Source organism: Polynucleobacter finlandensis (assembly GCF_018881755.1).
GTDB classification, from domain to species: Bacteria; Pseudomonadota; Gammaproteobacteria; order Burkholderiales; family Burkholderiaceae; genus Polynucleobacter; species Polynucleobacter finlandensis.
In genome coordinates this window covers 204,436-228,397 of the sequence record NZ_JACVPS010000003.1, presented here as the reverse complement: position 1 = coordinate 228,397, position 23,962 = coordinate 204,436, and the positions used below count along the sequence as shown (strand labels likewise).

General features: G+C 46.0%; 23 protein-coding genes. 3 read left to right on the top strand and 20 right to left on the bottom strand.

Annotated elements, in window-relative coordinates; genetic code table 11:
• Nucleotides 1-577: YggT family protein (locus ICN49_RS03375; RefSeq protein WP_216165771.1), on the top strand; the 577-nt coding region annotated here is incomplete at its 5' end.
• Between the two features lie 45 nt (nucleotides 578-622).
• Here ICN49_RS03375 and ICN49_RS03370 read toward each other — a convergent pair.
• The 16 genes from ICN49_RS03370 to rpsB form a co-directional block, all read right to left on the bottom strand.
• Nucleotides 623-1,447: a TrmH family RNA methyltransferase gene (locus ICN49_RS03370; protein WP_216165769.1), complete on the bottom strand. Its 825-nt coding sequence runs from the start codon at nucleotides 1,445-1,447 to the stop codon at nucleotides 623-625.
• Nucleotides 1,448-2,041 (bottom strand): ribonuclease HII, encoded by a 594-nt coding sequence (gene rnhB / locus ICN49_RS03365; protein ID WP_216165767.1) that lies wholly within the window; start codon nucleotides 2,039-2,041, stop codon nucleotides 1,448-1,450.
• Complete coding sequence (lpxB, locus tag ICN49_RS03360) at nucleotides 2,038-3,240, bottom strand: lipid-A-disaccharide synthase (RefSeq protein WP_255535378.1); 1,203 nt, start codon at nucleotides 3,238-3,240, stop codon at nucleotides 2,038-2,040. The genes rnhB and lpxB overlap by 4 nt, the downstream gene beginning before the upstream one ends.
• Nucleotides 3,241-3,253: 13 nt before the next feature.
• Complete coding sequence (lpxA, locus tag ICN49_RS03355) at nucleotides 3,254-4,051, bottom strand: acyl-ACP--UDP-N-acetylglucosamine O-acyltransferase (protein WP_216165763.1); 798 nt, start codon at nucleotides 4,049-4,051, stop codon at nucleotides 3,254-3,256.
• Nucleotides 4,051-4,500 carry a 3-hydroxyacyl-ACP dehydratase FabZ gene (gene fabZ, locus ICN49_RS03350; protein ID WP_216165761.1) on the bottom strand — a complete coding sequence of 150 codons (450 nt, stop codon included), beginning with the start codon at nucleotides 4,498-4,500 and terminating at the stop codon, nucleotides 4,051-4,053. Before fabZ ends, lpxA begins: the two co-directional genes overlap by 1 nt.
• A gap of 49 nt (nucleotides 4,501-4,549) precedes the next feature.
• Nucleotides 4,550-5,617 (bottom strand): UDP-3-O-(3-hydroxymyristoyl)glucosamine N-acyltransferase, encoded by a 1,068-nt coding sequence (gene lpxD, locus ICN49_RS03345; protein ID WP_216165759.1) that lies wholly within the window; start codon nucleotides 5,615-5,617, stop codon nucleotides 4,550-4,552.
• 5 nt (nucleotides 5,618-5,622) lie between these two features.
• On the bottom strand, nucleotides 5,623-6,150 hold the full coding sequence (locus ICN49_RS03340) for an OmpH/Skp family outer membrane protein (RefSeq protein WP_216165757.1): 528 nt from the start codon (nucleotides 6,148-6,150) through the stop codon (nucleotides 5,623-5,625).
• A gap of 18 nt (nucleotides 6,151-6,168) precedes the next feature.
• Nucleotides 6,169-8,463, bottom strand: a complete 2,295-nt coding sequence (gene bamA, locus ICN49_RS03335; RefSeq protein WP_216165807.1) for an outer membrane protein assembly factor BamA — start codon at nucleotides 8,461-8,463, stop codon at nucleotides 6,169-6,171.
• A gap of 50 nt (nucleotides 8,464-8,513) precedes the next feature.
• Nucleotides 8,514-9,647: a M50 family metallopeptidase gene (locus ICN49_RS03330; protein ID WP_216165755.1), complete on the bottom strand. Its 1,134-nt coding sequence runs from the start codon at nucleotides 9,645-9,647 to the stop codon at nucleotides 8,514-8,516.
• A 13-nt stretch (nucleotides 9,648-9,660) separates the two neighbouring features.
• On the bottom strand, nucleotides 9,661-10,851 hold the full coding sequence (gene ispC, locus ICN49_RS03325; protein ID WP_216165753.1) for a 1-deoxy-D-xylulose-5-phosphate reductoisomerase: 1,191 nt from the start codon (nucleotides 10,849-10,851) through the stop codon (nucleotides 9,661-9,663).
• A complete protein-coding gene (locus tag ICN49_RS03320) occupies nucleotides 10,851-11,708 on the bottom strand; it encodes a phosphatidate cytidylyltransferase (protein ID WP_255535377.1) in 858 nt (285 codons plus the stop codon). Before ICN49_RS03320 ends, ispC begins: the two co-directional genes overlap by 1 nt.
• Complete coding sequence (uppS, locus tag ICN49_RS03315) at nucleotides 11,698-12,471, bottom strand: polyprenyl diphosphate synthase (RefSeq protein ID WP_216165751.1); 774 nt, start codon at nucleotides 12,469-12,471, stop codon at nucleotides 11,698-11,700. The genes ICN49_RS03320 and uppS overlap by 11 nt, the downstream gene beginning before the upstream one ends.
• 34 nt (nucleotides 12,472-12,505) lie before the next feature.
• The gene (gene frr, locus ICN49_RS03310; protein WP_216165749.1) at nucleotides 12,506-13,066 is read right to left on the bottom strand and encodes a ribosome recycling factor; all 561 of its coding nucleotides are present in this window, start codon (nucleotides 13,064-13,066) and stop codon (nucleotides 12,506-12,508) included.
• Between the two features lie 11 nt (nucleotides 13,067-13,077).
• A complete protein-coding gene (pyrH, locus tag ICN49_RS03305; protein ID WP_216165747.1) occupies nucleotides 13,078-13,788 on the bottom strand; it encodes a UMP kinase in 711 nt (236 codons plus the stop codon).
• A gap of 183 nt (nucleotides 13,789-13,971) precedes the next feature.
• Nucleotides 13,972-14,853: a translation elongation factor Ts gene (tsf, locus tag ICN49_RS03300; RefSeq protein WP_216165745.1), complete on the bottom strand. Its 882-nt coding sequence runs from the start codon at nucleotides 14,851-14,853 to the stop codon at nucleotides 13,972-13,974.
• The gene (gene rpsB / locus ICN49_RS03295; protein ID WP_216165743.1) at nucleotides 14,853-15,602 is read right to left on the bottom strand and encodes a 30S ribosomal protein S2; all 750 of its coding nucleotides are present in this window, start codon (nucleotides 15,600-15,602) and stop codon (nucleotides 14,853-14,855) included. The genes tsf and rpsB overlap by 1 nt, the downstream gene beginning before the upstream one ends.
• Nucleotides 15,603-15,860: 258 nt before the next feature.
• Between rpsB and map the strand changes: the two genes are divergently transcribed.
• Complete coding sequence (gene map, locus ICN49_RS03290; protein ID WP_216165803.1) at nucleotides 15,861-16,697, top strand: type I methionyl aminopeptidase; 837 nt, start codon at nucleotides 15,861-15,863, stop codon at nucleotides 16,695-16,697.
• Nucleotides 16,698-16,701: 4 nt separating this feature from the next.
• Nucleotides 16,702-19,299, top strand: a complete 2,598-nt coding sequence (locus ICN49_RS03285) for a [protein-PII] uridylyltransferase (protein WP_216165741.1) — start codon at nucleotides 16,702-16,704, stop codon at nucleotides 19,297-19,299.
• On the opposite strand, the gene ICN49_RS03280 is transcribed toward ICN49_RS03285, so the two are convergent.
• The 4 genes from ICN49_RS03280 to ligA all read right to left on the bottom strand — a co-directional run bounded on the left by ICN49_RS03280 (nucleotide 19,296) and on the right by ligA (nucleotide 23,956).
• Nucleotides 19,296-19,802 carry an NUDIX hydrolase gene (locus tag ICN49_RS03280; RefSeq protein WP_072583041.1) on the bottom strand — a complete coding sequence of 169 codons (507 nt, stop codon included), beginning with the start codon at nucleotides 19,800-19,802 and terminating at the stop codon, nucleotides 19,296-19,298. The genes ICN49_RS03285 and ICN49_RS03280 overlap by 4 nt on opposite strands.
• A complete protein-coding gene (locus ICN49_RS03275) occupies nucleotides 19,795-20,688 on the bottom strand; it encodes a hypothetical protein (protein ID WP_216165739.1) in 894 nt (297 codons plus the stop codon). Before ICN49_RS03275 ends, ICN49_RS03280 begins: the two co-directional genes overlap by 8 nt.
• 15 nt (nucleotides 20,689-20,703) lie before the next feature.
• On the bottom strand, nucleotides 20,704-21,831 hold the full coding sequence (locus ICN49_RS03270) for an NAD(P)-dependent oxidoreductase (protein ID WP_072583043.1): 1,128 nt from the start codon (nucleotides 21,829-21,831) through the stop codon (nucleotides 20,704-20,706).
• A 109-nt stretch (nucleotides 21,832-21,940) separates the two neighbouring features.
• Nucleotides 21,941-23,956, bottom strand: a complete 2,016-nt coding sequence (gene ligA / locus ICN49_RS03265) for an NAD-dependent DNA ligase LigA (protein ID WP_216165737.1) — start codon at nucleotides 23,954-23,956, stop codon at nucleotides 21,941-21,943.
• Nucleotides 23,957-23,962 lie beyond the last annotated feature (6 nt).

The following is a 23,962-nucleotide window of genomic DNA, read 5'->3' as shown; positions in this document are numbered from 1 at the left end:
ACCCACAAGAGACATTGCCTACAATGAGCGAATGTTAATACAAATTACAAACCTACTACTTCAAGTATTTGTCAGCATCGTTGCTGGAGCCTGTCTTTTACGCTGCTATATGCAGTGGCTGGCATTTAACCTTGGATCTGGTCAAAACAAAGCTATTGGCTCTTACCTGCTCCCCATTACCAACTGGATTGTTCTTCCGTTTCGTCGGGCCATCCCAAGCTTAGGTAGATTTGATACTGCTAGCTTTGTTGCCGCCTACCTACTTGTTTTAGGAAAAACAATTGTCCTGTCTTTGGTCGCCGGCTTCGCGCCCTCGCTTCTGTCTTGGCTGCTTTTTGCTCTCATCGACCTCTTGGACTTAATCCTTTCTGGTCTCGTTGGGCTAGTCTTCGCTAGCGTGATCCTCTCTTGGATCAGCGCAGGTTCTCAAATCCAATATCTTGTATCTCTTTTAGTTGATCCACTACTTACACCCATTCGACGGGTAATACCTCATCTGGGGGCGCTCGATATATCGCCACTCGTCTTATTGCTGGGTTTGCAAGTGCTACAGATAGTTTTGAACAATCTCAAGTAGACTCACAATTTCTTTTTCTAACTAATGAAATTTATCAGCGGGCTCTTAACCACGCCTTGCGCGCACGGTCTCAAATAAGCAAATAGCAGCTGCAGTCGACACATTGAGCGACTCAACGCGTGGATCAATCGGAATCGATATCCCTTTAGCTTGCGCTAAGAATTCTTCAGAGACGCCCTGCCCCTCGCTACCCATTAGCCAGGCAACTGGATGCTTTAATTCTTTTGTCAGGTCGTAGATATCACTTGCCCCATCGGCAGTGGCAGCCATCAACGGTGCAATAACAGCGCTCAGCACTTGTTGTGTTGACCAGCCCTCATAAAGATCGAGGAGACGGTGGGCACCCATACCAGCGCGCAATACCTTGTTTGACCATAGATGCGCACAACCAGACACTGCGATCACCTGGGTAAAGCCTGCAGCAGCAGCGGTACGCAAAATCGAGCCTACATTGCCCGCATCTTGAATCCGATCGAGAATCAATACATCGCCATCTAAGTTGGAAATCGATTGGGGCGGACTAATGCAAGACTTGGGAAGATTTAACAAGCCTGCGATATGGGGGGCATTGGCCAACTCACTCAATAAATCCCATAGAGCGACATCCAACTGATAAACACGAGTATCTGGACAAGTCTCTAAATGGGAATAGATCGCCTGACAAATCTCAGGGTTTTTAAAGCCCACCTCAGAGGTAAGCAAAGCTGTCAGAGTTGGATCGCCAACCCAGGTTTGCACCAAATGAACTCCCTCGAGCAAAGCCTGACCGCTAGCAATGCGCGCCTTCTGCCCCTTCGAGCCTGTGGCCTGCAAAAGGCGTAGCTCTTTAAACAGGGGGTTTTCTTTGGAGGAGATAATTTCGATTTTCATTTATCTACTCATCGCCTCTATAACATTTCGCACCGGAGAAAAACTGCGGCGATGTTCTTCACATACACCAAATTCTTTTAAGGCCGCAAAATGGGCGGCAGTTGGATAACCCATGTGTTGAGCAAAACCATATTGCGGAAAACGCTCATGCAAGATTACCATCTGACGATCACGCGTGACTTTTGCCAAAATCGATCCCGCCGAAATCGCTGGCTCTTTAGCATCACCCTTCACAATCGCCTCAGCAGGTATCGGCAATTCAGGGCAGCGGTTACCATCGATCAAGGCTTTGTCTGGCCATGAACCCAATCTGCTTGCAAGATCTTCAACCGCACGTCGCATCGCTAGCATCGTTGCCTGCAGAATATTGATTTGATCTATCTCTTCTGGACTCGCCTCGCCAATGCCCCAAGCTTTTGCCTTGAGCATAATTTGTTCATATAAATACTCTCTTTTTGCAGGCGTGAGTTTCTTGGAGTCCTTTAGTCCCGCGATTGGATTATTTGGATCAAGCACAACGGCGCCAGCGACAACCGAACCAACCAAAGGTCCTCGACCCGCTTCATCCACGCCACAAATCCAGATGGTACTCATGCGTTTTTACGAAGTTGATGATCGTGCATGGTTTGGACCACGGCCTGCGCTACTAATAAGCCGGTTGGGCGGCGCAAGGTTTCGTGCATTTGCGCGAAACGCGCTTTAAGCTCGCTCACCTTAACGGGATTATTAAGCCAATTCAACACTGCATTAGCGAGTTTTTCAGGGGTAGCATCGTCCTGTAATAACTCAGGCACAACGAACTCTCCACACAAAATATTCGGTAGGCCAACATAAGGCATATAGGCTTGGCGTTTCATAATCTGCGCTGTTAACCAAGGTACCTTATAAGAAATCACCATGGGTTTTTTCCAAAGGGCAGCTTGCAAAGTAGCTGTTCCGCTGGCAATCAACACTACGTCAGAGGCCTCAAGAATGGCATCGGCTTCGCCATCCATTAAATGAATCTGAATATGAGGATTAACTTCTTTTACTCGCAACAAGAGATTCTCAAGTGGCTCACGCAAACGCGGCGTAGCAACCGGAATTAAAAACTGTAGCTTTTCTCCATGCAATCGATCGGCTAGGAGTTTCATGGTGTCAAAAAAGATCGGGGCAATCTGCTCAATCTCTGAACCACGACTGCCAGGCAACACCGCAATCACCTTTCCACTCAAGTCAACTGGAGCAATCTTGAGAATCTGCGCAATCCGTTCTCTAGCAAGCGCTGTATTGGGTTCTGGTGGAATATCGCTTGCCAATGGATGTCCAACGTACGTAGCTGCTATCCCGGCTCGCTCATAAATTTCGGTTTCAAAGGGAAAGATACAAAGCATGCGTTCAACAGCTTGCGCAATTTTCGTAATGCGCCCGCCTCGCCATGCCCAAATGGAGGGTGAAACAAGGTGCAAGGTTGGAATGCCGGCTTTACGAAGTTGAAGCTCAACCCCCAGATTAAAGTCAGGCGCATCGATGCCAAGATAAACATCTGGGCGCCCTTCATTCAGTAGATTGGCAATGAGCTCACGACGTAGTTTCAGAATGGCTGGCAGTTGCCTGATGGCTTCAACATAACCACGAACACTTAAGGTTTCCATTGGCCAATCAGAACGCATCCCCTCTGCTTGCATACGAGGACCGCCAATGCCATAAACCTCTAGACCAGACATGTCTGGAATTTGATTTAAGGCACTTAGTACAGGAGCGGCCAGCAAGTCGCCAGAAGGTTCGCCGGCTACGCAGGCTAATTTAGGCAAAGCTGACCTAGTGCTATCGAATAATGCCGCGCGTGGAAGCGGCGATAAAGTCGTGGAACAATTTGAGCTTTTCTGCGGTGGCAGAATCAGCAGCATTAGCAACCACCATCTTCTGAATTTCTACTTTTGCATCTTCAAAACTCAAACCATCTTTGTAGAGCACTTTGTAGGCTTGACGCAAAGCCGTAATGGTTTCACTTGAAAAACCACGACGCTTTAGACCCTCAACATTAATCCCATGGGGAGATGCCTTATCACCGGCAGCGATGACAAATGGTGGGATATCTTGCACTAGCGCAGAAGCGCCGCCGAGCATGGCATGTTGGCCTACTCGTACAAATTGATGTACTCCGGACATGCCGCCCATGATCGCCCAGTCATCCACTTGCACGTGACCCGCAATCTGCGCATTACTCGCAAAAATGGTGTTGCTTCCAATTTGACAGTCATGGGCAATATGTACATAAGCCATGATCCAGTTATCGTTACCAACTCGGGTAATACCAACATCTTGGGTGGTACCCGTATGAATGGTTGTGAACTCCCGTACGGTATTGCGATCACCAATGATTAATTGCGTAGGCTCGCCACGGTATTTCATATCTTGGGGAGGTCCGCCAATCGAAGCGAAATGTGCAAAAGTATTCTCTTTGCCAATCGTGGTGTAACCCTCGATCACGGTATGAGAGCCTATCTTAGTGCCGGCTCCAATTTTAACGTTTGGGCCAATCACTGAGAATGGACCAACCACCACATCACTAGCGAGTTCTGCCTTGCTATCGACTACAGCGGATGCATGAATCAAAGTCATTACGCACCTTTCGTACGTACTGCACAGGTAATGTCAGCTTCGGCAGCCAATTCACCATCGACTGTTGCTGTCACATGAAATTTATAGATGCCCGCTTTTTCACGTTGATACGTAGCCACCATCAACAGTTGATCCCCGGGAACAACAGGCCTTTTAAAGCGAGCGGCATCAATCCCAGCGAAATAGTAAATGGCATCATCTTTTTTCTCTTCGGTAAAGGTGAGCAGAGCAGCCGTTTGTGCAAGCGCTTCAATAATTAAGACACCAGGCATCACCGGGAAATCTGGAAAGTGTCCCTGAAAGAATGGCTCGTTAATAGTGACATTCTTAATGGCCGTAATACTTTGGCGAGGGGTAAATTCCAGCACGCGATCCACCAGTAAAAATGGATAGCGATGCGGCAAGAGTTTCATGATCTTGTTGATATCGATTGCAGCAGCATTACTCATTTGATAGCCCACATAAAAAATTAAATTGATGCATCCGTAACGAAGAAGTCTATGACTCCGTGTTTTTATTTTTGTCCAACAAACGCAAACGTTGACGTATTTTATCTAGCCCACGCAAGATAGCTGCGTTTTTCTCCCAAGCGCTATGCAACATCGACGGGTAAACACCCGTAAAGTGCTGTCCTGGCTCTGTAATGGAGCGAATAATCGAGGTATTGCCTGAAACCGTCGTCCTATCTGCAATCGTGAGATGGCCAGCAAAATTAGCTGCCCCACCAATAATGCAGAAGTTTCCAATTTTGGTACTGCCGGAGATGGCGGCACAACCCGCCACAACGCAACATTGACCAATAACGACGTTATGCGCAATTTGGACCTGGTTATCAATCTTGGTTCCCGAGCCGACTATCGTGTCACTCAAAGCTCCACGATCAATCGTTGTTGATGCTCCAACTTCAACATCATCACCAATGACCACCTTGCCAGTTTGTGGAATCTTGACCCATTCACCACCGGTAGCAGAAAAATCAGGAGCGAAACCAAAACCATCAGCGCCAATGACTGCTCCGCTATGGATAATGCAGCGCTGACCGATTTCAGTGCCGTAATAAATAGAAGTTGATGGGTAAATCAAAGTGTCTGCGCCGATGATGCTATCTCTTGCAACGGACGTGTTGCCCAAGATAACAACCCGCTCACCCAATGTAACGCCAGCCCCTATTTGCACAAAAGGTCCAATATGGCAAGAAGCCGGAATCGTTGCTGTTGAATCTATAACAGCGCTAGAGTGTATTCCGGGCGGATACATTGGAGCGCTTGCCTTGGCAAAGTGCTGTGCCATCCTTGCAAAAGTAGCATATGGATTTTTAGAGACGAAGTAAACCCGCTGTGCAGAATGAGCACTCGGATTAGCCTGCAAGAACTCTAGATCAGCTTTACTAACTATGAGTGCGCCAGCATTGCTATCGCTAGCCTGTTGACGATACAGCGGATTGGAGAGAAAGGAAATCTGACTCGACTGAGCGCGCTCTAGGGGAGCGAGTCCCTCAAATGCGTGGGAGCCATCCCCCACCAAGCTTACTTGAAACTGTTCGGCCAGCTCGATGGCGGTGGGCATAAAACTTACTTGAGACTATTCAAAGCCTTGATGACATCATCGGTTACATCAGCCTTAGGGCTAACATAAGCTGCTTCTTGAACAATGACGTCAATTTTTCTTTGCTCAGCAATTTGCTTGAGCACGGCATTTGCTTTTTCAGCAATCTTGGCACGCTCTTCAAAGGTACGCTGATTCAAATCTTCTGTGAACTCGCGTTGTTTGCGTTGCAATTCACGATCTTGATCGGCCAACTCACGTTGACGACGTACACGATCAGCTTCATTCATGACTGCTGCATCGCGATCTAACTTTTCGGCTGCCGATTTAATCTTTTGAGCGCTATCACGCAGTTCATTTTGGCGCTTTGTGAACTCATTTTGCAAACGCGTTTGCATCGCTTTTGCTAAGTTGGATTCGTTAAAGACTTTTTCAGAATTCACGACGGCAACCCGTGTGCCAGCGTCTTGAGCGAACACCTGTGGTGCTGCGGCAAATGATGCACAAGCAATTAAGCCGAATTGAACCCATTTAGAAGAGAAACAAAGCTTCATAAAACTTTCCTTAAACAATTAAAACGCCGTACCTACTTGGAACTGCAAACGCTGGATATTATCCGTTGGTTGAGACTTGATCGGAATACCATAACTGAATTTTAGCGGTCCCAGTGGTGATATCCATGATAAACCCAAGCCGTAGGAATAGCGCAAAACTAGGTTGATATTGGTGCCAAATGCATTACCACCATCCACGAAAGTGAAGAGTCGCAAGGTTTTATCGACGCCAGACCCAGGCACTGGGAAGGTGTACTCAACGTTACTTACAATCTTAGATTGACCACCAGTGGGCTGATAAAGCCCTGTAGTTGTGTTGAAATACTGTGGCCCAAGGGATCCAGGGGCATAACCACGAACAGAGCCAATACCACCTACATAGTAGTTTTTAGTAATTGGGAAGGGATTGCTGCCATAGGCCTCACCATAACCCACTTCGCCATTAAAGGACAAAATATTGCCCTTAGAGAATGAGTGGTACTTTTGATATTGGCCGTAAACACGGTAGAAAGTCATATTACCCACCGGGGTTCCCACCTCCGCAGAAAGTTGCTGCAGGGAGCCCTCAGAAGGAATTAAGCTGCTATCACGACCATCACGCGCCCAACCCACCGTCAACGGTACGTTATATGTTGTTATGGTTGCAGGATAACCAGGCGCCGCAATTCCATAACTTTGAGCATAGTTCAAGTATGGCTGGGGGGTATTGACAGTTGTAGATATCTGAAATGCTTCGATTCCGGTACCAAAGAAAACCCTATCAACCTCGGTGTAAGGAACGCCAAATTTTAAGTTTGAGCCGACTGACTTGATTTGGTAATCAGGATCCCCAACATAGTACAAAGGCTTGGATGAACGGTAGTACAAATCACTATATCGACTGATGCCATCCTCAGTGAAATAAGGGTCGTACTGAGACAGGGTCAAGTTTTGATTAATCTTACCGACCGAGGCGTTTAAACCAATCGCAGTGCCCGTACCAAAAGCATTATCTTGATTAATACCAGCAGACAAAATCAGCTTCTCAGTTGAAGAGAAGCCAGCACCAACCGTAACTGCACCTGTAGGCTTCTCTGTCACCTTAACGTTGACGTCAACCTGATCTGGCGAGCCCGGCACATCCTGCGTAGAAATATCGGTTTCGGTAAAGTAACCAAGTCGACCTAAACGCTTCTTCGATAAATCGATCTTATCGCTATCAAACCAGGAGCTTTCAAACTGGCGCATCTCACGGCGAATCACCATATCGCGCGTTTTAGCATTACCGCTAATTGCCACTTGGCGCACATAAACACGTCGACCCGGATCAACCACCAAAGTGAGATCTACCTCACTTAATTCACGGCGAATATCAGGCTGAGGATTAATCGTGGCGAACGCGTATCCATAAGAACCCAGTATCTCCGCAATTGCTTTAGTGCTCTTAGTCAACTCTGCAGAGGAGAAGGTATCTCCAGGTTTTAAGGTAATCAACTGCATTAGCTCAGCCTCTTTACCAAGCAACTCTCCGGCAAGTCGTACATTTTTAACAGTAAACATCTGACCTTCACGAATACTAATGGTGAGATAGATGCCTTTTTTATCCGGAGTAATAGAAACTTGAGTCGAATCAATCACGAACTCGAGGTAACCGCGGTTCAAATAGTAAGAGCGAATCGTTTCAAGATCGGCAGTGAGTTTTTGCTTGGAGTACAAATTGTCTTTGCTGTACCAAGATAACCATCCACCTGTTTTGAGCTGCATCTGACTCAATAGTGTGCTTTCGCTAAATTCTTTATTACCAATAAAGTTAATTTCTTGGATTTTGGCAACGGGTCCCTCATCAATATTGAAGTAAATAGCGACTTGATTGCGCTCTATAGGGGTGACAGTAGCGACCACTTCAGCGGCGTACATACCTTTGCCGATATATTGGCGCTTTAATTCCTGCTCAGCCTTATCAATCAACGCTTTATCGTAGAAGCGCGCCTCGGCAACGCCTACCGTCTTCAGGGATTTACGCACAATCTCCTGGTCAAATTCTTTCATCCCTGTAAATTCAATTCGGGAAATCGTTGGCCGCTCATCAACAATAACAATTAAGACGCTGCCCTGTGCTTGGATCTGTACATCCCTAAAAAAGCCAGTGCTATATAGGGCCTTAATAGCTTCAGCACCTTTTTCTTCAGTAAATGTGTCACCCACTTGAACCGGCAAATAACTAAAAACTGTCCCAGGTTCTACGCGCTGCAACCCCTCGATACGAATATCTTTAATGACGAAAGATTCGGCGGCATGGGCATTGACAAATAATCCAGCGGCAGCAATGAGCATTACTTGCGCAAGAAATCGGACAAAAAAGCGAGGGAAAGAGGTCAAAAAATTCAAGGCGAAAGGTAGCGTTGTAAATCGTTAAACAAGGCCAGTAACGAGAGTGAAATCAGCAAGAAAAAGCCCACTTTTTGGAGCTGCTCCTGCATTGAAACCGAAATCCGCTTACCAGCAACCAACTCCCATGCATCATACAGGAGCTGACCCCCATCTAACATTGGTAGGGGTACTAGATTAAGTAGGCCAATGCTAATACTCAAAAGTGACAAAAAGGCTAAAAATGGCTGCCACCCGAACTGTGCAGACTTACCAGCCATATCCGCAATGCTTAAGGGGCCGCCTAGCTGTTTTATGGAGGTATTTCCCGTAAATAATCCCAACATCAGGCGTGTCGAGACCTTGGTAATTAACCAGACCCTGTCGGCGGCGTAAGCTAAGGCGTCCAATGGGCCCAATTTAAGCTTGAACCAGTCGGCTTGAGGGCTAATCTGAGGGCGAATGCCTATGGCGATGAAAGGATCGGTTTCAGGGCTCATTTGAGGTAAATCAAGACCCTTAAAAACCTTAAAAGATCTTCCCGCCGCAGTCCCACGCAACTCTAAGATAAAGCCTTCTTGCCCCATAACCGCATCCAGAAGTCTCCAACGTAGAACATTCCAGCTCAAAACGGGATCAAAATCCCCGGAAATAGTCGTATCTTCAGAGTCATCTGGCAGAGACTTCCAACCAATGACCTGATCACCAGCAATAACGCCAAGCTTAGCCGCCAATGAACTCTCTGGAGGTGCATCGAGGCGTGCGGGTAATTGAGCTACCCCACTCATGTAAATAATGGCAAATAATACGATCGCCAAAATAAAATTTGCTAAAGGTCCAGCAGCCACAATGAATGATCGTTGCCAGAGCGGCTTGGCATCAAACGCTTCGGACTTTTCTGATTCCGAAATAAGCTGACCAGCATCGCGACCATCCAATAACTTCACATATCCACCTAAAGGGATGGCGGCTACAACCCACTCGGTACGATTACGCGCCACATAAGTAAATAGCGGCTTGCCAAATCCAAGAGCAAAGCGAAGAACGCGAACTCCACATAAGCGCGCTGCTAGAAAATGGCCAAACTCATGAAAACCGACCAAAATACCGAGTGTTAGCAAAAAAGCTGCGAGGGCAATCAAGGTCTGCACTAGACAAGTTCCACTAAATATTCATCTCGCTCATCAGACTTGTGGCCACTTGCCTAGCCTGCGCATCCACTTCCAAAATGAGCTCAAGAGAACTCGCTGGAACGGATTGAATGTGATTGAGCGTTTTTTCAACTACTTCTGGAATTCGTAAATACGACAAGCCAGCATCCAAAAATGCCGCTACCGCAATTTCATTGGCAGCATTTAAGATCGTCGGAGCAGTGCCGCCTGTTTTTGCTGCTGAAAAAGCCAGCGCAAGACAAGGAAAACGTCCTAGGTCTGGTTCAGTAAAACTGAGTGCTGAGAACTGAGTCAAATTGAGAGGTGCAACACCAGCATCAATGCGTTCTGGCCATGCTAGCCCGTAAGCAATAGGTGTTCTCATATCAGGCTGACCCATTTGAGCAAGCACCGACCCATCACGATAGCGCACCATCGAGTGCACCACACTTTGGGGATGTATCAGCACCTTAATTTTTTCCAATGACAGGCCAAATAACCAAAAGGCCTCGATGACTTCCAGCCCTTTATTCATCATGGTTGCCGAATCTACTGAAATTTTTCTACCCATGACCCAATTGGGATGAGCACAAGCTTGTTCAGGAGTGACAACTGACAACTCGCTGATAGGAGTATCTCTAAATGGGCCTCCTGAAGCAGTTAACCAGAGCTCTTCAACACCCAAATAATCATGGGGCGCTTTAGTAAATTGCTGAGGAAGGCACTGAAAGATGGCGTTATGTTCACTATCGATAGGTAGTAACTCGCCCCCGCCCGATTGCATAGCCTGCATAAATAAATCACCAGACATTACCAGCGCTTCTTTATTTGCCAGTAGCACCCTCTTGCCAGCTTTAGCTGCTGCTAAGGCCGGCACCAAACCGGCAGCACCAACAATGGCAGCCATTACCGTATCGCAATTCGATTGTGTCACTGCAGTAACCATGGCTTCAGGGCCATACAGCACTTCTGTAGCAATCTTCTTGTCATGAAGAATTGCGCTGAGGCGCGCTGCACCATCGGCATCGGCAACCACTGCAATGGCCGGATTAAATTCTAGGCATTGCTCTGCCAAACGATCGACTTGTTTACCCGCAGTCAGTGCAACCACTTTGAAGCGCTCTGGGTGTGAGCGGATTACATCCAAAGTATTCACGCCGATAGATCCTGTAGAACCTAGAATCGCAACTCGTCTTAAAGGCATTAGACTAATCCTGCAAGCAATGCAGCGATCGGCATTACCGGTATCAATGCATCAACGCGATCCAAAACGCCACCGTGGCCTGGCAATAAATGGCTACTATCTTTCACGCCAGCGATCCGCTTTAATTGGGATTCAAATAAATCACCGAAGATGCTAAAGGCAGTTAAGACAGTTACCATTAACAGCATTGGTAGCCAGCCATAACGAATTGCCCAAGTGCCAAATAATGTGGAATCCAGCGGTAAGAAGAAAACACAGGAAACTGCATACCCATAACAAAGCAGGAGGCCACCTAAGGCCCCTTCAATAGATTTGCCGGGACTAATTTGCGCAGCTAAGCGATGCTTGCCGAAGGCCTTCCCCACAAAGTAGGCGCCAATATCAGCAATCCATACCAATACCATTGTCGATAACAGAAAAGTTAAACCAATCTCCCGCAAAAAGATCAGAGCGAACCAAGTGGCTGGGAGCAAAATCAATCCCAAAATGGAATAGAAGTAACGCCACTTATCTAGGGGGAGATTTAAGCCTCTTGCAAGAATAAAAGGGGCATTAAAGAACCAAAACAGCACAGCAAGAGCTAGCAAAGCAAATTGCCATATTGGATTATTAAGACCCAATAAACCTAAGATGATCATCAAGCAAAATATAGGGTAGATGATTTCTCCGCGACGAGATCCTGGAGTAATTAGGCGACTCCACTCCCATGCAGCAAGCAAAACGGTCAAGAGAAAAAAAGCGCTTAGGTAAATTCCTGGGAGTAAAAAAAGGATAGGCAAAAGGACTGCCAGCAGAATAGTGGCGGTAATAATTCGGGTCTTTAGCATTTTGTTTTCTGGAATTGGATCAAACTGCATCGCTCATCGCTTGCGGCACAAGCTGAGCACTTGTTCGACCGAAACGACGCTCTCGCTGACCAAACCATTCGAAAGCTTTATGTAATTCAGCTTCATTAAAATCAGGCCACAGAACATCGGTAAAGTACAGCTCGGTATAAGCGAGTTGCCATAATAAGAAGTTACTCACCCGCTGCTCTCCACCAGTCCGTATAAATAAGTCAGGCTCTGGCGCATAAGCCATCGATAAATGCGGCTGCAATAACTCTTCGGTGATTTGTTCAGAAGTTAAGTTTGGATTAGCATCAAGGCAGCGACGCATGGCTTGCAAAATATCCCACCGACCGCCGTAATTCGCTGCAATCGTAAAGGTCAAACTCTTGCAGCCCGCGGTCTTCTCTTCGGAAAACTGCACCATCTCTTGAATTGCAGAATCAAAGCGACTTAAATCCCCAATCAAGCGGAGAGAAATATCATTCTCAGCAAGACGCCCCACTTCACCTTTAAGGGATTTCAGAAACAGCTTCATGAGGAAACCCACTTCTTCTGGTGGGCGACGCCAATTCTCGGAGCTAAAGGCAAACACTGTTAGATACTCAACACCGATACGGCGACACTCTTCGACAATTTTTCTAACAGCGCTCAAGCCTTCAGCATGTCCTGCTACACGCGGCATGTGACGTTTACTTGCCCAGCGGCCATTGCCATCCATAATGATCGCCACATGACGAGGAATAGTACTCACCTCAGGAACGACCAAGGTAGAGCTAGCGTGTAGGGTCATAAAAACAGAATAAAGAATTCAATCAATCAGGTTACTAAACCGTCATGATCTCTTTTTCTTTTTCAGAAACGATCTTGTCAACGTCGATTACGGCCTTATCAGTCATCTTCTGGATTTCATCGGTAGCGCGACGCTCTTCATCTTCAGAGATTTCTTTATCCTTCGTTAAGCGCTTAAGGTGCTCATTGGCATCGCGACGTAAATTGCGCACGGCAATCTTGGTTTCTTCACCTTCGTTTTTAACTACCTTGGTTAAATCACGACGGCGCTCTTCCGTTAAAGCTGGCATTGGTACGCGAATTACTGTTCCCTGAGATGCCGGATTTAGCCCTAAATCAGAATCACGAATCGCTTTTTCAATCGCCGCAACCATGGTTTTTTCAAATGGTTGAACGTTGATAGTGCGAGCATCCGCTAAGCCCAAGCTAGCCACCTGACTTAATGGCGTTGGATTGCCGTAATAATCGACTTGAATGTGTTCCAGAATTCCAGGATTAGCACGTCCAGAACGAATCTTCGCTAAATTGGTTTTTAAAGCATCAAGAGACTTGTGCATCTTTTGATCGGTAGTGGATTTAATTTCTGCTGCGGACATCAAGCCTCCTATTAAACGTGTACTAGTGTGCCTTCAGGCTCACCCCGAACCACGCGCATCAAGGCGCCTGGCTTAAGAATTGAAAATACTTTGATTGGCAACTTGCGGTCTCTGCATAATGCAAACGCAGTTGCGTCCATAACCTGCAAGTTCTTAATGAGGGCTTCATCAAAGGTAATAGTCTTGTACAAAGTAGCGGTAGGATCCTTTACTGGATCGGCGCTATAAATGCCATCAACTTTAGTGGCCTTAAGCATGATCTCGACACCCATTTCAGCACCGCGCAAAGCGGCTGCAGTATCAGTGGTAAAAAATGGATTGCCAGTACCTGCTGCAAAAATAACAACTTTACCTTCGCTCATCGCACGAATCGCTCTTGGGCGAATATACGGCTCAACCACTTGATCCATACGCAAGGCAGACTGGACTCGCGCCTCAACGCCTTTTTGTCGCAAAGCATCTTGTAAGGCCAGTGAGTTCATCATGGTTGCCAACATTCCCATGTAATCAGCTGTGGCTCGATCCATGCCGGCTGCCCCACCCGCCACACCGCGGAAAATATTGCCGCCACCGATAACGATAGCCAACTCCACCCCGCTACCCACAACCTCTGCTATTTCAGCGACCATGGCGTCAATCGTGACTGGATTAATGCCAAAGGCATCATCCCCCATAAGGGCTTCACCAGATAGTTTAAGTAGGACGCGTTTGTAGGCTGGCATGGTTTCCTGTTTTCCGTAATTTGCCAAGTCATTTACAACTTAGCTTATTGATCTTTAAGTACTTTTTAATATCTCCAGCAAATTATAAAGGTCTTAAGCCGGATAAAACAAAAGGGCATAGAAACTGAGGTTCCTATGCCCTTTTGAGCATTACTAAGACTGGGATTGCCCCAGCCAAATCATTTAAGCAGTTGCTTTAGCGGCGGCAACCTGGGCGGCTACTTCAGCCGCAAAGTCATCCTGACGCTTCTCAATGCCCTCACCTACAACAAACATGGTGAAACCCTTGATTGTCGTATTAGCAGCCTTAAGCATTTGCTCAACAGTTTGCTTATCGTTTTTCACGAAAGTTTGGTTCAATAAAGACACCTCTTTGAGGAACTTCTGAATAGAACCTTCAACCATCTTTTCAACAATCTCAGGTGGCTTGCCAGATTCAGCAGCTTTTTGAACGGCAACACTACGTTCAATAGCAATTGCTTCAGCAGGAACATCGGCCATAGACAAAGCTACTGGCTTCATTGCAGCAATATGCATTGATACGTCTTTAGCAGCCGTCTCATCACCCTCAAACTCAACCGTCACGCCAATACGAGCACCGTGGAGATAAGAAACCAGCTTATTGCTGCCAGCAAAACGCTTGAAGCGACGTGGCATGATGTTTTCGCCAATCTTACCGATCAAGGCGCTGCGAACTTCATCCACAGTTGAACCGTTCATCGGTAAGGCCAATAAAGCAGCTACGTCAGATGGGTTCTGTTCAGCAATCATCTTTGCACACTCGTTTGCGAATGCCAAGAAGTCATCGTTCTTCGAAACGAAATCGGTTTCGCAGTTCACTTCAAGCAAAGCACCAGTAGTGCCGTTGATGAATGAAGCAACAATACCTTCAGCAGTAACGCGGGAAGCAGCTTTACCCGCCTTGCTACCCAGCTTTACACGCAGAATTTCTTCTGCTCTAGCCATATCACCATCAGCCTCGGTTAAAGCTTTTTTGCACTCCATCATCGGAGCATCAGTTTTGGCGCGTAATTCGCCAACCATTGCAGCGGTAATAGCGGCCATTATTCAGCCTTCCCTTCTTCAACAAACTCTTCTTCGCCTTCTTTAACGGCTGTCAAGATTTCTTGAACAGAGTTTGATTTACCTTCGAGGATCGCATCAGCAATACCGCGAGTGTAGAGAAGAACAGCTTTGCTTGAGTCATCATTACCAGGAATGATGTAATCAATGCCTTCTGGTGAGTGGTTGGTATCAACCACGGCGATTACTGGAATACCAAGCTTGTTAGCCTCAGTAATAGCAATCTTGTGATAGCCAACGTCCACTACGAAAATCGCATCAGGAACGCCATTCAGATCCTGAATACCACCAAGTGCTTTTTGCAATTTGTCGAGATCACGGTCGTTAGTCAAAGCTTCCTTCTTGGAAAGCTTTTCCCAGTCGCCAGCTTCTTTAGCAACTGCCATGTCTTTTAAACGCTTCAGTGAACCTTTAACAGTTTTGAAGTTGGTGAGCGTACCACCCAACCAACGACTGTCGATATAAGGCATACCAGCACGTGCAGCTTCTTCAGCAATGATTTCACGTGATTGACGCTTTGTACCAACAAATAAAATCGTGCCACGATTAGCAGCAATTTGTTTTGCAAATTTCAGGGCGTCCTGAAACATTGGCAATGTTTTTTCTAAATTGATGATGTGGATTTTGTTGCGATGGCCGAAAATATAAGGGGCCATTCTTGGGGACCAGAAACGGGTTTGGTGACCAAAATGGCAACCGGCTTCCAGCATTTGACGCATAGTTACTGACATAACTTCTCCTAAGGGTTGTGTTCTAAAGTTGGGTCCTAGCTGCACTAAAAAGTGCCACCCTGGAAGGCCCAACTCGCGATTTCAAGTCCAAAATAGACCTGAGAGCGAAATTATAGCTTAAATATCAAGGATCTAGCTAGTCCTACCCATCCTTAACCCCTCACCTTTCACTGCAAACCTGCACCAAAATAAGCAATATGCTTAAAAATTAGGCATTTGTCACAAACTGAAATCTGCCAAGTCGTTGATAATCAAGGCATGAATAGTGTATTTACCGCAGAAAAAGACATCCAAGGGATGCGCGAAGCCGGCCGCTTAGCCAGTGAAGTTCTGGATCACGTAACGCCACATGTGAAGCCTGGGGTGAGTACCGGTGAGCTGGATCGCATCTGCCATGAGTACATGCTGAATGTCCAAAAAACGATTCCTGCCCCGCTTAATTACCAGCCACCTGGCTACCCCCCTTTTCCAGCTTCTATTTGCACCTCCGTCAATGACGTGATTTGTCATGGCATTCCGGGGGAGAAGATTTTGAAGGTGGGTGACGTAGTCAACCTAGACATTACAGTCATTACACCGGACGGCTACTACGGCGATACCAGTCGCATGTTTATGGTTGGCGAAGTTTCCGTGATGGCAAAACGCCTGACCCAAATCACATATGAGTGCCTCTGGCTTGGCATTGCTCAAGTTAAACCTGGCGCGACATTAGGTGATATCGGTCACGTAATCCAAACGCATGCTGAAAAAGCAGGCTATTCCATTGTGCGTGAATACTGTGGCCACGGCATCGGCAAAATGTTTCATCAAGATCCTCAAATTCTGCATTACGGACGCCCTGGTACCGGTGAAAAACTAGAAGTCGGCATGACCTTTACGATCGAACCCATGATCAACGCGGGCAAACGCGATATTCGCACTATGCCCGATCAATGGACCGTGAAGACAAAAGACCGCAGCTTGTCAGCCCAATGGGAACATACGTTGTTGGTTACCCCAACGGGCGTTGAGGTACTTACTTGGTCAGAAGGTAGCAATCCACCTCCTGATTGCGTTAAAGGCCTTTCATTTAGACCGACAGCAGTAAGCGCTTAATAGAATGAGTCAGTCGCAAGCGGTTAGCAATGTTATGGATGCATCCAGCCTGCGTGCCGCTCGCGAAATTGCTTACGACGAGTTTAGAAAAACACAGTCTGTTGGTAAATTAACTAAGCAACTTGCTAAGTTAAGCGATCAACTCCTCTCCCATCTCTGGAATAGCTGCGGCTTAAATAATGAAGCTACCTTAGTCGCAGTTGGCGGATTCGGTAGAGGCGCACTATTTCCTTACTCCGATATTGATATTCTGATTCTGCTGCCTGCTGATGAAGAACAGGCTAGAGCTCTTTCAAAGCAAGTTGAGCAATTTGTTGCAAGCTGCTGGGATACCGGATTGGAAATTGGCTCCTCAGTCAGAAATGTTGCTGAATGCATCTCTGAGTCAGAGCAAGACATTACTGTGCGGACCTCCCTCTTAGAGGCGCGACTCATTTGTGGCAAGAAGCAACTCTTTAAAGACTTCGCAAAAGCTTTTGAAGCGGCGATGGATCCAAAAGCTTTTTTTCAGGCCAAACAAGCCGAACAAATTCAGCGTCATTACAAATATCAGAACACCCCTTACTCCCTAGAGCCTAATTGCAAAGAGAGCCCTGGGGGCTTACGTGACTTACAGGTCATCACCTGGGTTAGTAAGGCTGCATTATTGGGCGATACCTTCAAGGACCTCAATGAAGCTGGTCTGGTGACGCAGCGCGAACTCACTGAGCTCAAACGCAATCAACGCTTCTTGGAAACCCTGCGCGCCAACCTCCATTTGTTAGCCGGACGCAGGCAAGACGTTCTTGCATTTGATTTGCAAGCAGCATTAGCAGCATCGATGGGAATCAAACAAGAATCCTCACGTCAAGCCAGCGAAGCCATTATGCGTCGCTATTACTGGGCAGCTAAAGCAGTTACACAGCTTAATGACGTTCTCTTGCAAAACATTGAAGCCCTACTCTTTCCGCAAGAGTCTAAGACAATCCTCTCTATTCCGGGCGAAGGTAATGAGCACTTTATTGAGCGTCAGGGGGTATTGGATATTACCGACCCGCAGCTCTTTCAGAAGCATCCTGAACAAATTCTAAGAACCTTCTTGGTATTTGCTCAAACCTCAAATGTAAAGAGCCTGTCTGCAACTATTTTTAGAGCTCTATATAACGCTCGCACCAAGATGGATGGCAAGTGGCGAGCCGACCCTGTCAATAGAGCGCTCTTCATGGAGTTGCTAAAGCAACCTGAAGGCGTCAGTCGCGCCTTTCACCTCATGAATCGCAGCAGCGTTCTTGGTCGCTACCTTCCAGCCTTCCGCAAGATTGTTGGGCAGATGCAGCATGACTTATTTCATGTGTATACCGTTGATCAACACATCTTGATGGTGCTGCGGAATGTACGCCGCTTCATGGTTGTGGAACATACCCATGAATTCCCCTTCTGCAGCAGCCTCATTGCTCACTTTGAGAAACCTTGGTTACTGGTCATTGCTGCACTCTTCCATGACATTGCTAAAGGACGTGGTGGTGATCACTCGCAATTAGGCAGAGCTGACATGCGCAAGTTCGCCAAGGATCATGGCTTAGATAAAAAAGATACCGAGCTCTTGGTATGGTTGGTTGCCGAGCACCTCAACATGAGTCAAACCGCTCAGAAACAAGACATCACCGACCCAGATGTCGTGAAGGCATTTGCCAGAAAAGTAGGTGATGAGCGTCACCTTACTGCGCTCTATTTGTTAACCGTGGCTGACGTGCGCGGAACCAGTCCTAAGGTTTGGAATGCCTGGAAAGGCAAGCTACTAGAGGATCTGTATCGCGCGACCTTAAGAGTGCTCGGCGGAGCCAAGACAGATGCCTCATCAGAATTAGCACAACACCAAGAAGAGTCCAAAGCCAAATTACGTCTGTACGGCATTAATGACGAATCTTATGAAGATTTATGGAAGCAACTAGATGTAGCCTTCTTCTTAAGACAGGACTCATCTGACATTGCTTGGCTCACACGTCATCTATACAACAAGGTGAATAGTGAACAACCGATTGTGAGGGCAAGACTCTCTCCGATTGGCGAAGGCTTGCAAGTTGCCGTCTATGTTAAAGACCAAGAAGATTTGTTTGCTCGTATCTGCGCCTACTTTGAAAGGCATGGTTTCTCCATTTGGGATGCGCGTATTCATACGACACGACATGGCTATGCTCTAGACACCTTTCAAATCTCCGGCAGCAACTTAGTGGATGAGGGTGGCAGCTATCGCGACATTATTCAGTTGGTAGAGTTCGAGTTAACTGAGGCTTTAACCAATGCGGAGCCACTCCCCAGCCCAAGTATGGGTCGCCTCTCTAGACAATCACGCACATTCCCAATTCAGCCCCGCGTTCACATGGTTCCAGATGATCGCGGCAGGTATTACACACTTGCCCTTTCAGCGAGTGACCGCACTGGTTTGCTTTACACCATCTCCAGAGTATTAGCGAAACATCAGGTCTCTATTCATACCGCCAGAATTAATACACTGGGAGAAAGAGTGGAAGACGTTCTATTACTGGATGCAGCAAACCTCGGTAAGAATCCCAAGCTACAGATACAGCTTGAGACAGAATTACTTGAGGCCTTAGGGGCTTAAAGCAATTTAGCTAAAGCACGTTGGATGCGAATGCTTTCAATATCGCTAAAAGCAAACCACTTACATTTAATATCTTCTGCAGATTGCTCTTGCCGTAGGGCTCGCAACCTATAAAGTAGATCTATGTGCAAATGAGCACTCTCACCCTTTTTGGGATTCTCAGGAATCTCGTGAATATCAATGTCAATGGGCTCTTGACTGTTGGCATCTAGCTCGCAGATATAACCAGTTTCCTCATATACCTCCCTAATGGCAGCTTCAACTGGTGAATCCCCTTCATCAATATGACCTCCAGGCTGAAGCCAATGCTTGATATATGGATGAAAGATTAACAGAACCTTGTCAGCTTTAATGACTAAACCACTTGCGGTGATATGCCCAATTCGATTGGTTCTTCTAAAAGAAGATTCATAATTTAAAATCGCATTCACCCGATCTTTAAACGGAGAGATTGATTTAATACCTTCAAGTTTTTGGATGATATTTAAATTAAAATTATTCATTATTAAAGATGATAACTATCAGAACGCTAATTAAAAAAGAAAAAGAAATAAACAAAAAATCTTTTGGTCTTAATTTTTCCCCAAGAAATAAATAAGCAAAAACTGCTCCTAAAAAACCAGTTGCATTTAGTATTGGCCAAACAATCATCAAATTCTTTGCTGTAATTGCAAGAACAAACGTAACCTGCGTCACTAAAGTTAGAGAACCTCGAAAATAAAATCCACCGTGCGAGAGAAACTCTTTTGGAAAGAAGTAAACCCAAGAAAGGCCTCGCCCATAAATCAGAAAAACACCAGAAAAAATAAACCTCCAAAATAAAACAGAGAAGGCTGCCGATAATAAGCTCCAAAACTCCCTGTCATGCGTTGTGTTCAACCCAAAAAAGTATGCGCAAACTCCTTGAGTAGTAAGCATTAAAACTAAGACGACTGCAGATTTATAGGTCTTTCTAAAAACATCAAACCCAGTCGAGAAAATAAATAAAACCAATATTGTCGACAAAAATAAAAAGGATATATAGGAGATTGAATAAAAACCTAAAAATGCCAATGCTATTGGAACCGTAACATCAGCAGCTTTTGATAAAACAGCCACATCTGTCACTCTCAGGCGCTTAAACGCAAAAGAAAAAGAATAGGCTACACACTGGATCAAGATCGACATAAATACCAGATCTACAGTCAGCAGATCCTTAAGGCAATTATCAAATGCTGGAGTAAAAAGAATGATTGGAAGCATTAAAAATACTGGCAAAAGATTGTTCCAGTAGCCAATTACTAAAGGGCATGCTTTTTCTTTTTGAAATTGCCTACGGTCAACTACATTAAGTCCAGCGCGACTAAATGTGGAGATAATCGAGGCCAAAACTGGCAAAGAGTCAACCATCAATTAACTGACTCACTAGGCGTACTGATGATGTGATATCCAATTCTCGGCTATAAATCTTTTATCTGGTTCTGGCAGATGTGAAATTGTGTTTCGAGGTGCGTCACAGAGACTTCCAATTGAGTAAATAATTTCTCCTTGTACCAACTCAATAAAGCTGTCCACAACAGCACCATGAACGAAATTTACCGAGTTACCTTTATTGTGGATATACACATACTTATCCTTTAGATCGATCTTGCAGGAATACGTCCTCAATGATGCGGAAGCTGCATCAATCTTGTATCGAAGACATGTTGAGAGCTCATCATCGGACGATGTTGCGCAAAATATGTGAAGGCCACTCTTAAATAAATCCTCATCGGCTACTGATAATGATTTATTCCCAGTAGCGCAGAAGAGAACATCTGCTGATCTTAGAAATTCTGATCTAGGCGACGTATGGAAACCAAGAGATAGGGCTGAAGCAAGCAGAATTGGGTTTGTATCAAAGACATCAACCCTGGCCCCTCTTGATAAGAGTGAAAATGCAATGGATCTTCCAATCTTTCCAAATCCAATGACGCCAACGCGCTTCCCAAGGAGAATTAATCCCTGGGTGCGCATAATCGCTTCGGCAGAAAAAACAATTGCCTGCCCAACCAATGAATCTTCAGGCTCTTTAAGGGGGCTACGAGCTACAGATATTACGGGAACCAGATTTTCATTAGAACGCCTCTGCTTAATCAGAGCATCATATTTCTGATGACCATTCTCAGTGTCTTCAACAATACCAACAATTTGCTTATCGAATATTTTTGTAAGGTCTAAGGCGACATGAGAAAAATAACCGCCCATATCTATTATGGCGAATCGCTCATTCTTGATTAAACGATCAATTGCATTAATAAATTGATCGGGGCTAGCCAGTATCTCACTTCGATCAACATCAAAGACGGGATATTGTTTTTTCAAGGCATCTAAGTTAGCAAATTTTTTGGAACTTGCCTTAGGTATAACTCCAGCTATCCTAGCAACTCCAGCTAATGCGGTTAAGAAATTCAGAAATTCAACATTTGCGTGCATCACTACAAGCACGCTATCTACATTTCTGTATCTATTTGGACTAATAATTGAACTAAAAAATCCAGGATATTTCTGCATGGAAGACTTTCAAACAGAAAATCTTAATGAGGGCTGCTAAAAACTGCCACCTGATTTTTGAGTAAGAAACTACTGACATACGCACAATAATTTGTGCGTTAAATTTCTTTTACTTCAATAAATTCAGCATTGTAGATTCATCAATCACTGGCACACCCAGTTCTTCGGCCTTAGTTAGCTTGCTACCGGCATCTGAACCAGCAACAACATAGTCAGTTTTCTTGGAGACTGATCCAGCCACTTTTGCACCTGCTTTTTCAAGCAGATCCTTGGCCTCATCTCTAGTCATTGTCGGGAATGTACCCGTCAGGACAAAGGTCTTACCTGCAACGGCTACGCTAATGACTTTTTCTTCTACGGCAAGCTGCATCCCCGAAGCTAGGAGCTGCTCAATCACTTCTCGGTTATGCGCCTCTTGCATAAAACTGGTGATGGAGTCCGCTACTACCGGACCAACATCCTTAACTGTTAAGAGGTCTTCTAAGGTGGCGTCCATTACGGCATGCATCGATTGATAGTGATTTGCTAAATCCTTGGCAGTAGTCTCACCCACATGACGGATGCCCAATGCAAAGATAAATCTCGCTAAGGTGGTGTTTCTAGATTGATTGATTGCCTGAATGAGATTGTCTGCAGACTTCTCACCCATACGCTCTAGGTTAGCTAGCGCAGTAAAACCAAGTCTGTAGAGATCAGCCGGAGTTCTAACAAGATTGTGATCAACCAACTGATCGACGATTTTCTCACCTAGGCCTTCAATATCGAGCGCTCTTCTGTGGGCAAAATGAATTAAAGCCTGCTTGCGCTGCGCGCCACAGAATAATCCGCCACTACACCGCGCAACTGCTTCATCTGCTAAGCGCTCAATATGAGAGTCGCATACTGGACAGCGAATTGGCATTGTGAACTCTGCTGCATCTGCTGGCCTACGTTCTTTAATCACGGATACGACCTCGGGAATCACATCGCCCGCTCTTCTGATTGAGACTGTATCGCCAACGCGCACATCTTTGCGCTTGACCTCATCTTCATTGTGTAAGGTTGCATTGGTAACAGTTACACCGCCAACCTCTACAGGAGCAAGTCGTGCCACTGGAGTAATTGCTCCTGTACGCCCTACTTGCACATCGATACCTAAAACGGTTGTAAGGGCTTCTTGTGCTGGGTACTTATGAGCCAAAGCGAATCTGGGGGCTCTCGAAACAAAACCTAACTTAGCCTGCTCAGCAAATGAGTTCACCTTATAGACCACACCATCAATGTCATACGGCAATGAATCTCTCTTGGCTCCTACTTCGTTATAGAACGCCATGATCTCTTCTACCGAATGCAAAACCTTGCGCTCCGAGCACACTGGTAAGCCTAGTTCAGCGTAAGTATTGAGCAATTCTTCATGGGTTTTGGGCAGCCAGGATTGAGGCTCTAGGGCGCCTAGGCCATAAGCAAAGAAAGATAATGGCCGCTTAGCGGTAATCTTCGAATCCAATTGACGCAAGCTACCTGCCGCGGCATTCCGCGGATTAGCGAATTCTTTTTCACCAAGAGTTGCAGCTTGTTGATTCATTTTCTGAAAGTCTTTGAGATACATAAAGACTTCGCCACGAACTTCTAACACTGCAGGTATATTTTTTCCCAATAGCTTTAGAGGAATTGCCCGAATGGTTTTGATATTGGTAGTGACATCTTCACCACTAGCACCATCACCTCGGGTAGCAGCCCTGACTAGGGAACCATTTTCATAACGCAGTGAAATGGCTAGGCCGTCAAACTTGAGTTCACCTGCATAGTCGACGTGCTCGGTATGCAAGCCCTCCCTGCAGCGACGATCAAAGGCAATGAGTTCTACATCTTCGAAAGCATTGTTGAGAGACAGCATTGGCACAGCATGCTGAACAGAATCAAATTCTTTGAGGGCAGTGCCACCTACACGCTGTGAAAGAGATTCGGAGCTAACCCATTCTGGATGAATAACCTCAATCTCAAGCATTTCTCGATATAAGCGGTCATATTCAATATCGGGGAGTATGGGCGCATCAAGCACATAGTAAGCGTGCTCTAGACGGGCAAGTTCTTCTTGCAAGAAAGCGTAACGATCCGCTAAATGTGTCGGACTAGAGGACTGCAAAGCGCT

Excerpts from the sequence above, each read along its gene's own strand:
- lpxA (WP_216165763.1), bottom strand. The coding sequence starts at position 4,051 with ATGACTTTGATTCATGCATCCGCTGTAGTCGATAGCAAGGCAGAACTC.
- ICN49_RS03370 (WP_216165769.1), bottom strand. The coding sequence starts at position 1,447 with ATGAAAATCGAAATTATCTCCTCCAAAGAAAACCCCCTGTTTAAAGAG.
- rnhB (WP_216165767.1), bottom strand. The coding sequence starts at position 2,041 with ATGAGTACCATCTGGATTTGTGGCGTGGATGAAGCGGGTCGAGGACCT.
- frr (WP_216165749.1), bottom strand. The coding sequence starts at position 13,066 with ATGTCCGCAGCAGAAATTAAATCCACTACCGATCAAAAGATGCACAAG.
- uppS (WP_216165751.1), bottom strand. The coding sequence starts at position 12,471 with ATGACCCTACACGCTAGCTCTACCTTGGTCGTTCCTGAGGTGAGTACT.
- map (WP_216165803.1), top strand. The coding sequence starts at position 15,861 with ATGAATAGTGTATTTACCGCAGAAAAAGACATCCAAGGGATGCGCGAA.
- ispC (WP_216165753.1), bottom strand. The coding sequence starts at position 10,851 with ATGCCTTTAAGACGAGTTGCGATTCTAGGTTCTACAGGATCTATCGGC.
- ICN49_RS03340 (WP_216165757.1), bottom strand. The coding sequence starts at position 6,150 with ATGAAGCTTTGTTTCTCTTCTAAATGGGTTCAATTCGGCTTAATTGCT.
- ICN49_RS03275 (WP_216165739.1), bottom strand. The coding sequence starts at position 20,688 with ATGGTTGACTCTTTGCCAGTTTTGGCCTCGATTATCTCCACATTTAGT.
- ICN49_RS03285 (WP_216165741.1), top strand. The coding sequence starts at position 16,702 with ATGAGTCAGTCGCAAGCGGTTAGCAATGTTATGGATGCATCCAGCCTG.
- pyrH (WP_216165747.1), bottom strand. The coding sequence starts at position 13,788 with ATGCCAGCCTACAAACGCGTCCTACTTAAACTATCTGGTGAAGCCCTT.
- ICN49_RS03270 (WP_072583043.1), bottom strand. The coding sequence starts at position 21,831 with ATGCAGAAATATCCTGGATTTTTTAGTTCAATTATTAGTCCAAATAGA.
- rpsB (WP_216165743.1), bottom strand. The coding sequence starts at position 15,602 with ATGTCAGTAACTATGCGTCAAATGCTGGAAGCCGGTTGCCATTTTGGT.
- ICN49_RS03280 (WP_072583041.1), bottom strand. The coding sequence starts at position 19,802 with ATGAATAATTTTAATTTAAATATCATCCAAAAACTTGAAGGTATTAAA.
- lpxD (WP_216165759.1), bottom strand. The coding sequence starts at position 5,617 with ATGCCCACCGCCATCGAGCTGGCCGAACAGTTTCAAGTAAGCTTGGTG.
- bamA (WP_216165807.1), bottom strand. The coding sequence starts at position 8,463 with ATGCTCATTGCTGCCGCTGGATTATTTGTCAATGCCCATGCCGCCGAA.
- fabZ (WP_216165761.1), bottom strand. The coding sequence starts at position 4,500 with ATGAGTAATGCTGCTGCAATCGATATCAACAAGATCATGAAACTCTTG.
- tsf (WP_216165745.1), bottom strand. The coding sequence starts at position 14,853 with ATGGCCGCTATTACCGCTGCAATGGTTGGCGAATTACGCGCCAAAACT.
- ICN49_RS03320 (WP_255535377.1), bottom strand. The coding sequence starts at position 11,708 with ATGCAGTTTGATCCAATTCCAGAAAACAAAATGCTAAAGACCCGAATT.